This is a genomic window from Legionella tunisiensis, assembly GCF_000308315.1.
Classification (GTDB): domain Bacteria; phylum Pseudomonadota; class Gammaproteobacteria; order Legionellales; family Legionellaceae; genus Tatlockia; species Tatlockia tunisiensis.
Map to the genome: position 1 here is coordinate 1 of NZ_CALJ01000173.1, position 12,476 is coordinate 12,476.

Here is a 12,476-nt window from a genome sequence, read left to right on the forward strand (position 1 = left end):
ATCAACAATGATGGTTTTAACCGTTCTTAATAATTCTCGACTTTTTTCGGCCGTTAGTAAGATATAAAGGGATTCTGGAGTGGTAACTAAAATATGAGGTGGCTTTTTAGACATAGCCAGGCGTTCTTTCGGTGGTGTGTCACCGGTTCGCACAGCAACATTTATCTCTGACATAGGAACGTTTTTTGTTTTTTGCGAGTTTCAGAATCCCCGTCAGTGGATTCATTAAATTCTTTTTGGATGTCGTTGCTCAAGGCTTTTAAAGGTGAGACATACAGCACTTCTGTTTCGTCACTAAGAATACCGTCAAGCGATTTTCTAACCAGTTGATCAATACAGGCTAAAAAAGCAGCAAAAGTTTTTCCTGAACCAGTAGGCGCTGAAATTAAGGTTGTCTTACCGGCAAGAATGTGAAGCCAGCCTTGACGCTGTGGTTCCGTTGGCTCGCCAACATTGGTGATGAACCAGTCTCTGACAAGTGAGTGGGCCCAATCAAGATTATGACCAGATTTCATTGATATAGCATTGCCAAAAGATAGAATTAACTGCTTAAGTATACACCACATAAGCTGATGCTGTAATACCAACCCAGTATACTGAGTTGGTATTTAAACCTAACAATAATTTCGTACCTATTGGTTAGCTAATAGATCTTAAATCTTGGTACTTGTATAAGTAGTTTGATCAGAACGGCTTGCTTTATACATTTTTTATTCATACAAACTATCTTTTCAACACTGTTGGGTATAGGTATAAGGACAGAAGATTTTTTAACAGTTATATAGAGTTTACTATTCTTTATTTTCCATTTTCCTACTAATGCCTTTGCAGCGTGCTTGATATCAGTTTTATCGGCAATTTTTCCTATCAGTGTGTGATCCTTGTTAAAAATCAGAATATCTACATAAGATCTGCCTAGCAGTTTAACCTCCATACTCTCTTTTCTCTTCCCAATAATATTTTCTTCATAATATTTATCGGTTTGAGGGTAGCAGTGATTCGAAGCAAAAATAGGGGAAATAAAGAAAAATAGACTGGTTGCGATTAAAGATTTAATCATTGATTCGCTCCATAAGTTAGTAAAATTTTTTGCATTAAACAAAAGATTTCAAACTGTGTCAAATAAAACCACTTGAGTCATAACTTTGCCAGAGGTGGTTTTAGCTTAGAAGGTTAACTACTGATGCAATTCACAGGTTTTCTGGGCAAAATTCATTACTAACGCGTCCGCAGTATTTGTTTGTTAAATCATCAAAATTTAACCTTAACGTGGATTGTGCAGCAACCATTGTCATACTCAGGCCAACAGTAAAGTAGATTCGGCAGGAACATGACAGAGTACTTTAACGCAGTACAAGGATACTAATGAGTAGAGGGGCGCTGGTCACTATTAATAGGTACTGCCTCATCTTCCTCTTCACCTTTAGACAAGGTTGTTGGCAAATTTCTTACTTTGGGGAGAGGTTGACCGGCAACGTCCACATTTATATCCGCATACATATCCTTGACTCCAGGAGGTAACTCTTTTGATTTAAAATCTGAGTATGCTGTTTCGCCCGCATCATATTGATAAGTTATAAAATTGCTACCCTTTATAGCGTTTAGCTCAAAAAACTACTATCCTTTGTTTTACCTTGAGCGCGAGGCCTGGTTGAATATTATTTTTAACAAGTAGTTCATTGACTTCTTGTAGTAAAATTTGCCAGTCTTCTGGCGTATAATCTGCGTTTAATGAGGTATAAATTGTTACTTGTTTACCATCTTGAATACCATTCTCAATCTCAGAAAGCCTCTGTGGACCAGAATATATTTTTGAGCGATTTACTGCGTATTTAAGTAAACAGGTAAAATCGCTTTGTTCCAAGCGTCTTCAACATTTTGCGGATTGCTATCATCTAAAGAAATTTGGAATTTCCAACCCGTGGCAGGTGCACTCATAAATTGAGAATGTTGCCGCATCTTTGCCATTCGTTCCGAGCGTGAGAGAGACGTTTTTGCTTCCGGATTAGCAGACGAGGCAGTTGTGGGGGGAATAGTACTTAAATAGCTCCAGTAATTCTCTTTATAGGCGCGAAAACCCTCACAGGCTCCTGGTTGAGGAGTTTTTATCTCTGGATAAGAAAATTTCTGCAACTGATCGGCGCTAACAGGATTGTTCTTTATAGGCATATATCATTTCCGAATACATAATAGTCTATTATAGACCGGACATAAATTTTATATTAAGAAAATGGATTGCACTCAGTGATTGGAAGTCTCTGTGTTAATATAAGCAACAACTGACGTGTTATTTGAGCGTTGAGGCCTAGAATGTTGAAAATTACTAATACGCTATGTATTCCTATGTCAGAAATTGAATTAACAGCAATTCGAGCTCAAGGTACGGGTGGTCAGCATATCAATAAAGTCTCTACCGCAATACATCTTCGCTTTAATATAGAGAAATCCAGTTTACCGCCAGAATTAAAAACCAGATTACTCCAATTAAGAGATTATCGTATTACCCGGGATGGTATGATTGTCATAAAAGCACAGCGTTACAGAAGCCAAGATAAAAACAGAGATGACGCCTTGCTAAGATTAATGAGTCTCATTAAAAAGGGGATGTTCGTACGTGCTTCTCGGATAAAAACTAAGCCATCCAAACAGTCGATTAAACATCGGCTTGATAGTAAAAACGTAGGGGGCATTTAAAAAACTTCGACAGTCTACAAAATAAATTATTTTCTTCTTATGTGACTTATTTGTAACCAACGATATAGTTCGTATCTCTCCCTTTTAACATAAAGACATCTTTAATTTTTAATGATTGATTAAATCTAACAGGTAGTTATTTGAATTATTTAATTGTATTAAATCTCGTTAATAGGTCTGATTATTGGCAATTTACCTCGGTGTTTTTATGGTATGAGCAGCTTCAGCGAACTATAATTAAAAATAAGTAACTAGAGGTAATTATGAAGGTCAAAAATTCTGGTGATCTTTTCGATATTCCTAAAGAAAAACTGTTTATCTCAGAAAGTGGTTACGCCTATAGCATTGATATGATAGCCGATTTTATTAACAGTGATGATTGGGATTTTAATGAATATAAAAATAGGGAGGAATTGCAAGGAGCTTTTCGTGACTTCAAAAATAAGGAACGTGACTCTGAAGAAATAAAAGAAGCTTTACCCATGCATTTATTCACTGAATCTGATGTCAGAGAGTTACTAAAACATAAGGAAATCGCTAAAGCGTATGAAGCCAATCAACAATTGAGTGGGCTAAAAGAGTTGGCAGATGGGGTTAGCGAAACAACTTTAGAACTTATTGGTGATGTGGCTAAAAAATCGCAAATTCTTGAAAGTGGCAGTGAGAGTGCAAATGAAGCTCGATTAGGTTTGGTACTATCTAAACCGCTTCATGCTCTTGCTGAACATCTTAAGACAATTAGAAAAACAGAAAGAAATGCCTTGATTTATCTTACCAGCCAAGGTGGCCCACTGGGCCGATATTCCGAACCTGATGCGCGAGGGATGAATGTTATCGATGATATCAATAACATTTATAGCTCAGGGTGTGGTGCTGGTTTTAATCGACATATCGTTAATGTATTTAATATTCTTAAAAGTTATAAACTGTACCAACAGGCCCAAAAACAACCTCAAGCAAAATCCTGCCCGTCAGCCAGAAAAACTGGGGCATCGTTATGGAGGGTTTCACCATCGTTAATTGATGATGTCAAAATGGATGACGCCTTGCATTTCATGAGAGATAGAAAAGGATTATTGGGTGTGTCGGAGCTGGATCAATTAGAGGATAATTTTTAATTAAGAAAATTGAGCTTATCAATGGAAATAGTAAAGAATGTTATCTAATAGCAATAGATCTCAATTTAGATAAAGAAACAGGAGTTAAGAAAATCCTTATTCCAATTGAGAAAATTCTAGAATTTGCCGATAAGCAAACACATTCGCCTGGTATCGCTACTTGACTGATTCAGGTAAAAATTTTGTCAATAATTTTATTGAGTTAGATAAGATAGTTTACGAGCATCCGGCTATAGTAGCTTGTTCGGAGCGTTTTGCTGTTGATGCATTTAATTTAGATGAGGGAGAGGATAGATTTGTTGGTCACGGTGTTACCTCCTCATCGCTGTGCGACGCACTGAAGTTTACCCAAAACGCTTCGCATGTTGTCGAATCTCTCGGCTCGAACACTTCCGGGCCAAGTACATCCGTGCATTGGCCTTTATTTCGGAGTGATTTGTCTTTATGTGTGTTTTATCTAAAATGGCGCGCCCGGAAGGATTCGAACCTCCGACCCCCTGGTTCGTAGCCAGATACTCTATCCAACTGAGCTACGGGCGCGTGTACTGGCGGAGAGAGAGGGATTCGAACCCTCGATGGGATTTCTCCCATACTCCCTTAGCAGGGGAGCGCCTTCGACCTCTCGGCCATCTCTCCAGTCAATGGAGGCGAAGTATATCAGGTATTTATGTGGCGTCAACACCATTATCCGTTAATAAAAACGATTTTATTTAGATAAATTCCAAAAGCTTAGGATTACTGTTATCTTTGACATGAAAAATTTGGCGCTTGTCAGTTGCATTGACATGTATCAGGAGGAGTAATGAAACAAAAGTCGAATTTAAACGGTAGGCGAGTCTATGTAGTAGATGGTAGTCGAACACCGTTTTTAAAAGCAAAAGGAGTTGGTCCTTTTACCGGGTCAGATTTGGCGGTAGCTGCCGGTATGCCCTTGTTAAATCGTCAATCTATTAGCCCCACTGATTTGGATGAAGTCATTATTGGTTCTGCAATGCCAGGTCCTGATGAGGCGAATATCGCGAGAGTTGTTGCCCTGCGTTTGGGGTGCGGTGAAAAAGTCCCGGCATTCACTGTGATGAGAAATTGTGCATCTGGTATGCAAGCTCTTGATAATGCAGCTTTGCAAATCGCCAATGGTCGTAGTGACTTGGTCTTGGCGGGTGGTACTGATGCCATGAGTCATGCCCCCTTATTATTCAATCAAAAGATGGCATCCTGGTTGGCTAATTGGTTTGCCGCTAAAAGCGTTGGCCAACGTCTTGGCTTGGTCACTCAATTTAGACCTTCTTATTTGGCACCGGTAATTGCTTTATTGCGCGGTTTGACCGATCCCATAGTTGGTATGAACATGGGACAAACGGCCGAGAAAGTGGCTTATCGCTTTAATATTACTCGTGAGCAGATGGATGCCTTTGCTAGCGAGAGTCATCAGCGTTTGGCGCATGCTTTCGTTGAGGGACGTATGGATGAAGTGGTTCCTATTATTGATACAAAGGGCCGTGTCTATTCACAAGATGATGGTATTCGTCCGGATTCTACTGTGGAAAAATTGGGCAAGTTAAAACCTTTTTTGATAAAAAATATGGTATGGTTACAGCCGGTAACAGTTCTCAAATTACCGATGGTGCTTGTTTGTTATTATTGGCTAGTGAAGAGGCTGTTAAAAAATATAAACTTCCTGTCATGGGTTGTATTGTCGATTCACAGTGGGCTGCTCTTGATCCCTCACAAATGGGGTTAGGTCCAGTGCATGCGGCTACACCGATTATGCAGCGCCATAATTTGAAGCCCGCTGATTTTGATTGCTGGGAAATTAATGAGGCTTTCGCTGCGCAGGTATTAGGTTGTCTAGCTGCTTGGGATGACGAAGATTATTGTCGTACCCAGCTAGGATTGAAACAGGCAATGGGTGCTCCTTTGCTTGCGCAACTGAATAAAGAGGGAGGAGCGATTGCTGCTGGTCATCCAATTGGCGCGAGTGGTGCTCGTATAGTGCTACATGTGTTGCAGTCATTGAAACATAGTAATGGAAATCGTGGAATGGCTGCCATTTGCATTGGTGGTGGACAAGGTGGAGCAATGTATCTGGAACGTGTGACAGAGGTGAAAGGACATGAGTAATTATAAACATTGGGAAATCCAAACAGATGCAGACCATATTGTTTGGTTAGGTATTAATCGCAAAGATACAGCGGTAAATGCTATCAATAGCGATGTTTTAGATGAATTAAATGGTCTTTTGCAAGAGATCGCTCAAAAATCAGATGCAATAGGCTTGGTTATATACTCTGCTAAATCTAAAGGATTTATCGCTGGTGCTGATGTAAATGCTTTTTCAACGTTTGATACGCCAGCAGAGGCAGTTGATTTTTTAAGGCAGGGACAAGCTGTTTTTTCACGTTTGGAAGCTCTGTCGATGCCCACTGTTGCCATGATTGATGGTTTCTGTATGGGGGGGGGCTAGAGCTTGCTCTGGCTTGCGATTATCGGGTTGCAACAGACGATAAGGATACCCGTTTAGGGTTACCTGAAATTATGCTCGGTATCCATCCTGGTTGGGGTGGAACAGTACGTTTACCGCGGTTGATAGGTGGGTTTGATGCTTTATCTAAAGTTATCTTAACTGGAGCCCCCATTGCTGCTAACAAAGCCAAACAATTAGGATTTGTTGATGATGTAGTGCCTATACGTCAATTAAAGCGTGCTGCTGTTTATTATATTAAGAACAAGCCTGCGAAGCATCAGCCAAGTTTTTATGCAATCACTAAGCAACTACTCGTTAGTACGGGCTATCCTCGCTCCTGTGCTTCGTTATAACGTCAGCAAACGTGTACTTAAAAAACATTATCCAGCACCTTATGCAATTATTGATTTATGGGAAAAGGAGGGTGGAGTAGGTGAACGAGCTTATTTAAAAGAAGCTGACTCTGTTGAGCAGTTAGTTAGTCAAGGTGATACAGCTACAAACTTAATACGTGCTTTCCACTTGCGTGAACGTATGAAAGGTTTCGCCAAAGACAGCGATTTTAAGGCACAGCATGTTCATGTGATTGGTGCAGGTGTTATGGGGGGGGACATTGCTGCTTGGTGCGCTTTGCGTGGTTTGCGAGTAACACTACAAGATAAATCTCACCAGCAAATTGCACCTGCGCTTGCACGGGCTTATGCACTCTTCAAAAAGAAATTGCGACAACCACGATTAATTCAAGCTGCAATGGATCGTTTGCTTGCTGATCCAAATGGCTATGGTATCGCTAAAGCAGATGTAATTATTGAAGCAGTGTTTGAGAACCTCGCAGTCAAACAAGCAATCATGAAAGAGGTTGAGCAAAAAGCAAATAAAGAAGCTATTATCGCTACGAATACATCAAGTATTCCACTCGATGAAATTAGTCAAGTTATGGAAAATCCCACTCGCTTGATTGGTATCCATTTCTTTAATCCAGTTGCGAAGATGGATCTGGTCGAAGTAGTTAGTAGCAATAAGACAGCAAAAGAAGTGTCCAAACGCTCTTGTGCTTTTGTTAATCAGATTGGTCGCTTGCCACTGCCAGTCAAATCAAGCCCGGGATTTTTAATAAACCGAGTTTTAATGCCTTATCTTATGGAATGTGTGCAGTTGTTGGAAGAGGGGTATAGCGGTGAAGAAATTGATGAAGCGGCCAAAAATTTTGGTATGGTCATGGGACCTGTTGAGTTAGCAGATACGGTTGGGATGGATGTATGCCTTGCCGTCGCTGAAAATTTGACGGCGCATTTTGGGGGTACAGTACCACAAAAATTACGTGATATGGTTAAAGAGGGCAAGCTTGGACGTAAATCAGGTCAAGGCTTTTACCGTTATAAGAATGATAAAGCCATCAAGCAAAAAATGAAATCTACAAAATCAGGTAAAGGAAAAGATATCGCTAATCGCTTGATTTTACGCATGGTTAATGAGGCTGCTTCTTGTCTGCGTGAAGGGGTTGTTGCGGATAGTGACTTACTGGATGGAGGAATGATTTTTGCGACTGGTTTTGCTCCATTCCGTGGAGGCCCTATGAATTATGCAAAGCAATTTGGCCATGACAAATTAAATGAGCTTTTCGCTAAATTAGAAGCTCAGTATGGTGAGCGTTTTAAGGCCGATACCAGTTTGTAAGGTATTTGTACTCCTCTTTATGGCAAGGTATCATTTCCTTGCCATATTTCATTTCGAGTCATTAGCCATGTTTGTATTAAATCCTTTGCGTATACTGCTCATCTCCCTATTAATGATTATTCTGATAGATGCCTCATTCGCTACGACTTTTGTGCTTCCTATGGAGGGTGATGTTATTGGTGAGATTCAGTATGCCCGTCCTCAAGTTGGTGAAACGTTAAGTGAAGTGGGCATTCGATACGATATTGGCTATTACGAAATGATGAGAGCTAACCCACAAGTTGATTCTACAAGACCTTTGCCTCCACACACTCGCTTATTAATCCCCTCACAATTTATTTTGCCGCCAGTACCGCGGGAAGGATTGGTTATTAATTTGGCTGAATATCGTCTTTACTATTATCCTCCAAATGATAATGTGGTGATCACCATGCCTGTAGGAATTGGTAGAGAAGGGTGGACAACTCCAATCGGTATAACCAAAGTAACTACCAAGGAACGCGATCCAATTTGGCGTCCTACTGCAAATGTACGTGCCGAGGCGGCAAAAAACGGCGTACCTATACCAAATGTTTTTCCACCTGGAGATGGTAATCCTTTGGGACGGCATATATTGAGATTAGGATGGCCAACCTACCTTATTCATGGTACTAATCGTCGCGATGGTGTCGGAGCACGGGTAAGTGCTGGTTGTATACGCATGATGCCGGAAGACATTGAATACCTCTTTGATTTTGTTAGCGTTGGTACTCCGGTGCGTGTACTCAATGAGCCAGTAAAATTTGGTTTCTATAAAGGTACTCTCTATATCCAAGCCCATCCTTTACTCGCTGAGCAAAAAAATAGCTCTTTACAAGTGCTTGCTTATGAGCAATTAAAGAAAATGTTTGCTCAAAAATAAAATAAATGAGAATGTGGTCAATTCAGAATTAAGTTATCCGACGGGTATTCTTAAAAAGATCAGCCCCTAATTTATTAGCGATTACAGGATTTTCAAGTTTTTTCTTATAGTAAAAATACAGGCTATGAGCAGGAAGAAGAATCAGTAAACTTCCAAGTAGATCAATTGGATAATGCCAACCGAGCAAAATACAGGAAGCCAATAATAAAATATTAATTGGCAGCAATAAAATAAAGACAAGACGCCAACAACGTACCAGGTATAACAAAGCCATGCCCATATCGCATGAAAAGAGGGGCATAGCGATCATGCCTCCTTCAATAGTTGAAGGCTGGATGTAGCGATGAATTTCAGTAAATTTAATGCCAGTCGCGTATTGTTCAGCCATAAAATAAGGGCTTGCAATAAAACTGGCTGGCCCCATGGTTGGTAGATAATAGTAAAAGATAAAACCAATTAAAACAGTAACCAGCAAAAGGCAATAATATTCACGAATATAAGAAAATTTTCCTGCAATAATAACAGCTAAAGGCAAAATACTCATTTGCAGATGAAGGCTATCGTAAATATAAGCAAGTAATAATTGCAAGCGTGGGTGACTTGCTGTCCAGCCAACGATTGCTTGCATGTTGATACCCAGGGTTGCTTCGATGGCTATTAGATACTTATCTATCGGCTGAAAAGGAGTATATTGAACCGCATTTGTGGCGAAGGCAATGACTACTAACACCAGGAAGAAATAAAAAATTTCACGTACTCTGCGCACAAAACGGCCATCTTTACCAAATTGCAGAGAGCCCCCTATCATGGTTAAGAGCAAAACTATGGCTATTAAAGAAGTACTAGGAGGAAAATAATTATTACCCGGGAAGCGGTAAAACAAAAATTAACGGCATAGGCGATGATGGCCAAGCTACAAATAAAAAAGGCCGTAATTATGGGACAATATTTAGTAAAGTTTTGTATAGGCATAACCAAGCGATTATTCGGCATCACCACTTTGTTGTTTCTGCTTGATGGCGTGATAAATTTCTTCACGATGTACTTGGATTGAGCGGGGAGCTTCTACACCGAATTTGATATTACCATGTTCTGAGGTTTTAAAAGCGACTATTTGTACAACAGTACCATTAACATGAACAGTCAATGGTTCTTCAAATGGGATGGTCACAATATTCATGCAAAACCTCTTTAGTTTTTAGTACGTTATATCGTATGGAAAGTCTAAAAGCAACAGACCTTAATAACTCTTGAGGCAATTTTGAAAGTAATAAAACGACTAAAAAACAGATTTTTTACTCATTAATTCATCGTAATCGATTAGCTAGCGCATATTTGCCTATAATTTATTCTTTATGGGGTAGTTTACTTATTCTTAAGGCGATTTAATTTAGTGCGAAGATTTGCTCCATAGACAAAAATCAGTTAAGATTGTGCGTTTTTTAACCTTGCCTTACCTTATATGAGGAAGGCTATAATCCATAAGGAGAAACTATGAGACATTACGAAATAGTGTTTCTTGTACACCCTGACCAAAGCGAGCAAGTACCAGGAATGGTTGAGCGCTATGAAGGGATCATCACAAAGCAAGGTGGTCAGATCCACCGTAAAGAGGACTGGGGACGCAGACAGTTAGCTTACCCAATCAAAGAAGTACACAAGGCACACTACATACTGATGAATATTGAATGTAATCAAGTTGCTCTTGATGAGCTAAAAAATGCGTTCAAATTTAATGACGCTATCTTGAGAAATTTAATCATCAATCAGAAAGAGGCGATTACCGCTCAGTCTGTGTTAATGAAAAAGAAAAAGATGACCGAGCAGCCTAAGGAGTAGTTAAATTATGTCAGCTTATTTTCGTAGAAAAAAATGCGTCGTTTCAATACCGAAGGTTCATGTGAAATCGACTATAAAGATATAAACATGTTAAAAGATTACATAACAGAAACTGGTAAAATTGTACCAAGCCGTATTACTGGTACACAAACCCGCTTCCAGCGTCAATTGGCTAAAGCCATTAAACATGCGAGATTCTTGGGTTTATTACCTTATTGTGATAGCCATAGATAATAATGACTCGTTTGGGTGACTTACTACGTAAACAAGGTCAATTCCTTTTGGATAATGATTATTATGCCTTGTTGTATATTGGCATTTTCGCATTAATACCGTTTACAGCGTGGTTATCCGCAGCGATTGTTGCATTAGTGACCTTGCGTAAAGGTTGGCTTGATGGGTTTAGAGGATTAGTAGTTGGGATTAGCTCATTACTGGTCTTGTCATTGATGTCCACGCCTTTATTTGGAGCCTTTGTTACCACTATACTGGCTTTTCTACCCTGTTATTTAGCTGCTGTTGTTCTGCGGGCAACAGCAAGTTGGCGAGTAACAGGGGGATTTATCGTTTTACAGGCTCTGTTGGGGATTATTTTGATCCACTGGTTAACTCCTGAGTTTATAACTGCTCAATACCAGTACGTTCAAGTACTACTCAAACAATTGGAACCAGATAATTCTGTCAATAGTCTGTTAGATAGTCAAAATCAAGTAATTTTTTCCAATTACTTAGTGGGAATACAGGTTTTAAGTGTTGTGGTATCGACGCTTGTTTCACTAATGTTGGCTCGCTCTGTACAAGCCAGGGTATTTTATCCTGGTGGCTATAGGCAAGAAATGCTTAATTTCCGTGCAAGCGGATGGGGTGTTGCTTTACTGATTCTTGTTGCTATTGGGGCATATCAGTATAACCCTGTCGCAATCAGCTGTTTGCCGGTGCTTGTTTTATATTATGTATGTGCGGGGCTTAGCTTAAGTTTTAATATTTTGGCTAAAGACAAAGGAATTGGTACCTTACTTTTATTAGTAATACCGTTAATACTCGTGCCTTTTGTTATGTTGCCTGTCTATGTGATTTTTGGTGTTTTAGATAGTTTGTTTAATTTTAGATTACGCCTGCAAAATGTAGGTGGAAAATAGAATAGGGGTAATAAGATGGAAGTTATTTTATTAGAGAAAGTTAGAAATTTGGGAAATTTGGGCGATAAAGTGGATGTTAAACCAGGTTATGGCCGTAATTTCCTAATTCCACAAAGCAAAGCTGTGTTTGCTACTGAGAAAAATATTGCAGCATTTGAAAAGCGTCGTGCCGAGCTTGAGAAAAAAGCACAGAAAACTTTGGCTGCAGCAGAACAACGTGCTGCTCTGTTGAACGATACAACGGTTGTTATTGCTGCTATGGCTAGTGACGAAGGTAAGCTGTATGGTTCTGTGGGGCCTAATGAGGTCAAAGAAGCCTTGATTGCTAAATCTATGGAAGTTAGCAAGCGTGAAATTGTTATGCCTGAAGGTCCTATCCATTCAATTGGTGATTATGTAATTGAAATTCATGTTCATAGCGATGTGATTGCTAATCTGCAAATACAAATCGTTCCAGCAAAATAGTTAAAGACAAAAAACCTGCTAGGGTATAGCAGGTTTTTTTAGATTATAGCATGAGGAAAAGGCTAGGATTTTTGCTGTTTCTCCTAACTTACATCCTGTATTGCCACTTATCATCAATAGTATTTTCAGTATTTTCTGCCAGAGTAATTGCAGGATTCTCTTTTGATCCCATGCCATAC

General features: G+C 39.6%; 16 protein-coding genes, 2 tRNA genes and 2 pseudogenes. 10 read left to right on the forward strand and 10 right to left on the reverse strand.

What is annotated here, in order from left to right; translation table 11 throughout:
• The 6 genes from BN58_RS37005 to BN58_RS10515 form a co-directional block, all read right to left on the reverse strand.
• Positions 1 to 174: DEAD/DEAH box helicase (locus BN58_RS37005; protein ID WP_332247954.1), on the reverse strand; the 174-nt coding region annotated here is incomplete at its 3' end.
• Complete coding sequence (locus BN58_RS10495; protein ID WP_019216782.1) at positions 162 to 515, reverse strand: DEAD/DEAH box helicase; 354 nt, start codon at positions 513 to 515, stop codon at positions 162 to 164. The genes BN58_RS37005 and BN58_RS10495, both read right to left, overlap by 13 nt.
• Positions 516 to 643: 128 nt before the next feature.
• On the reverse strand, positions 644 to 1,060 hold the full coding sequence (locus BN58_RS10500; RefSeq protein ID WP_019216783.1) for a hypothetical protein: 417 nt from the start codon (positions 1,058 to 1,060) through the stop codon (positions 644 to 646).
• A gap of 302 nt (positions 1,061 to 1,362) precedes the next feature.
• Positions 1,363 to 1,500, reverse strand: a complete 138-nt coding sequence (locus tag BN58_RS30865; protein WP_019216784.1) for a hypothetical protein — start codon at positions 1,498 to 1,500, stop codon at positions 1,363 to 1,365.
• A 106-nt stretch (positions 1,501 to 1,606) separates the two neighbouring features.
• Positions 1,607 to 1,864, reverse strand: a complete 258-nt coding sequence (locus BN58_RS10510) for a hypothetical protein (RefSeq protein WP_019216785.1) — start codon at positions 1,862 to 1,864, stop codon at positions 1,607 to 1,609.
• Complete coding sequence (locus tag BN58_RS10515) at positions 1,822 to 2,169, reverse strand: hypothetical protein (protein ID WP_019216786.1); 348 nt, start codon at positions 2,167 to 2,169, stop codon at positions 1,822 to 1,824. The genes BN58_RS10510 and BN58_RS10515 overlap by 43 nt, the downstream gene beginning before the upstream one ends.
• 141 nt (positions 2,170 to 2,310) lie before the next feature.
• On the opposite strand from BN58_RS10515, the gene arfB reads away from it, so the two are divergent.
• Both arfB and BN58_RS10525 read left to right on the forward strand, forming a co-directional pair.
• The gene (gene arfB, locus BN58_RS10520; RefSeq protein WP_019216787.1) at positions 2,311 to 2,694 is read left to right on the forward strand and encodes an alternative ribosome rescue aminoacyl-tRNA hydrolase ArfB; all 384 of its coding nucleotides are present in this window, start codon (positions 2,311 to 2,313) and stop codon (positions 2,692 to 2,694) included.
• 263 nt (positions 2,695 to 2,957) lie between these two features.
• Positions 2,958 to 3,812 carry a hypothetical protein gene (locus BN58_RS10525; protein ID WP_019216788.1) on the forward strand — a complete coding sequence of 285 codons (855 nt, stop codon included), beginning with the start codon at positions 2,958 to 2,960 and terminating at the stop codon, positions 3,810 to 3,812.
• A 463-nt stretch (positions 3,813 to 4,275) separates the two neighbouring features.
• On the opposite strand, the gene BN58_RS10530 is transcribed toward BN58_RS10525, so the two are convergent.
• Positions 4,276 to 4,352, reverse strand: a tRNA-Arg gene (locus BN58_RS10530).
• Between the two features lie 6 nt (positions 4,353 to 4,358).
• Positions 4,359 to 4,448, reverse strand: a tRNA-Ser gene (locus BN58_RS10535).
• A gap of 166 nt (positions 4,449 to 4,614) precedes the next feature.
• On the opposite strand from BN58_RS10535, the pseudogene BN58_RS37765 reads away from it, so the two are divergent.
• The 4 genes and pseudogenes from BN58_RS37765 to BN58_RS24180 form a co-directional block, all read left to right on the forward strand.
• A pseudogene (locus BN58_RS37765) lies at positions 4,615 to 5,408 on the forward strand (thiolase family protein); the annotation flags it as partial.
• 135 nt (positions 5,409 to 5,543) lie between these two features.
• Positions 5,544 to 5,933: an acetyl-CoA C-acetyltransferase gene (locus tag BN58_RS37770; protein ID WP_408605481.1), complete on the forward strand. Its 390-nt coding sequence runs from the start codon at positions 5,544 to 5,546 to the stop codon at positions 5,931 to 5,933.
• Positions 5,926 to 7,953, forward strand: a pseudogene (locus BN58_RS24175) (3-hydroxyacyl-CoA dehydrogenase NAD-binding domain-containing protein). The gene BN58_RS37770 and the pseudogene BN58_RS24175 overlap by 8 nt, the downstream one beginning before the upstream one ends.
• 67 nt (positions 7,954 to 8,020) lie before the next feature.
• Positions 8,021 to 8,854 (forward strand): L,D-transpeptidase family protein, encoded by an 834-nt coding sequence (locus BN58_RS24180; RefSeq protein WP_083852176.1) that lies wholly within the window; start codon positions 8,021 to 8,023, stop codon positions 8,852 to 8,854.
• Between the two features lie 28 nt (positions 8,855 to 8,882).
• Here BN58_RS24180 and BN58_RS10555 read toward each other — a convergent pair whose 3' ends face one another.
• Complete coding sequence (locus BN58_RS10555; protein ID WP_019216790.1) at positions 8,883 to 9,737, reverse strand: phosphatase PAP2 family protein; 855 nt, start codon at positions 9,735 to 9,737, stop codon at positions 8,883 to 8,885.
• 99 nt (positions 9,738 to 9,836) lie between these two features.
• Positions 9,837 to 10,034 (reverse strand): carbon storage regulator, encoded by a 198-nt coding sequence (locus tag BN58_RS10560; RefSeq protein ID WP_019216791.1) that lies wholly within the window; start codon positions 10,032 to 10,034, stop codon positions 9,837 to 9,839.
• Between the two features lie 314 nt (positions 10,035 to 10,348).
• Between BN58_RS10560 and rpsF the strand changes: the two genes are divergently transcribed.
• Genes rpsF through rplI form a run of 4 tightly spaced genes read left to right on the forward strand, consistent with a single transcriptional unit; the run spans position 10,349 to position 12,297 of the window.
• Entirely contained in the window at positions 10,349 to 10,693 is a 345-nt protein-coding gene (gene rpsF, locus BN58_RS10565) for a 30S ribosomal protein S6 (protein WP_019216792.1), read from the forward strand.
• A 33-nt stretch (positions 10,694 to 10,726) separates the two neighbouring features.
• Positions 10,727 to 10,927, forward strand: coding sequence for a 30S ribosomal protein S18 (rpsR, locus tag BN58_RS10570; RefSeq protein WP_026069410.1), 201 nt, complete (start codon positions 10,727 to 10,729; stop codon positions 10,925 to 10,927).
• 2 nt (positions 10,928 to 10,929) lie between these two features.
• On the forward strand, positions 10,930 to 11,832 hold the full coding sequence (locus BN58_RS10575) for a hypothetical protein (RefSeq protein WP_019216794.1): 903 nt from the start codon (positions 10,930 to 10,932) through the stop codon (positions 11,830 to 11,832).
• 15 nt (positions 11,833 to 11,847) lie between these two features.
• A complete protein-coding gene (rplI, locus tag BN58_RS10580; RefSeq protein WP_019216795.1) occupies positions 11,848 to 12,297 on the forward strand; it encodes a 50S ribosomal protein L9 in 450 nt (149 codons plus the stop codon).
• Positions 12,298 to 12,476 lie beyond the last annotated feature (179 nt).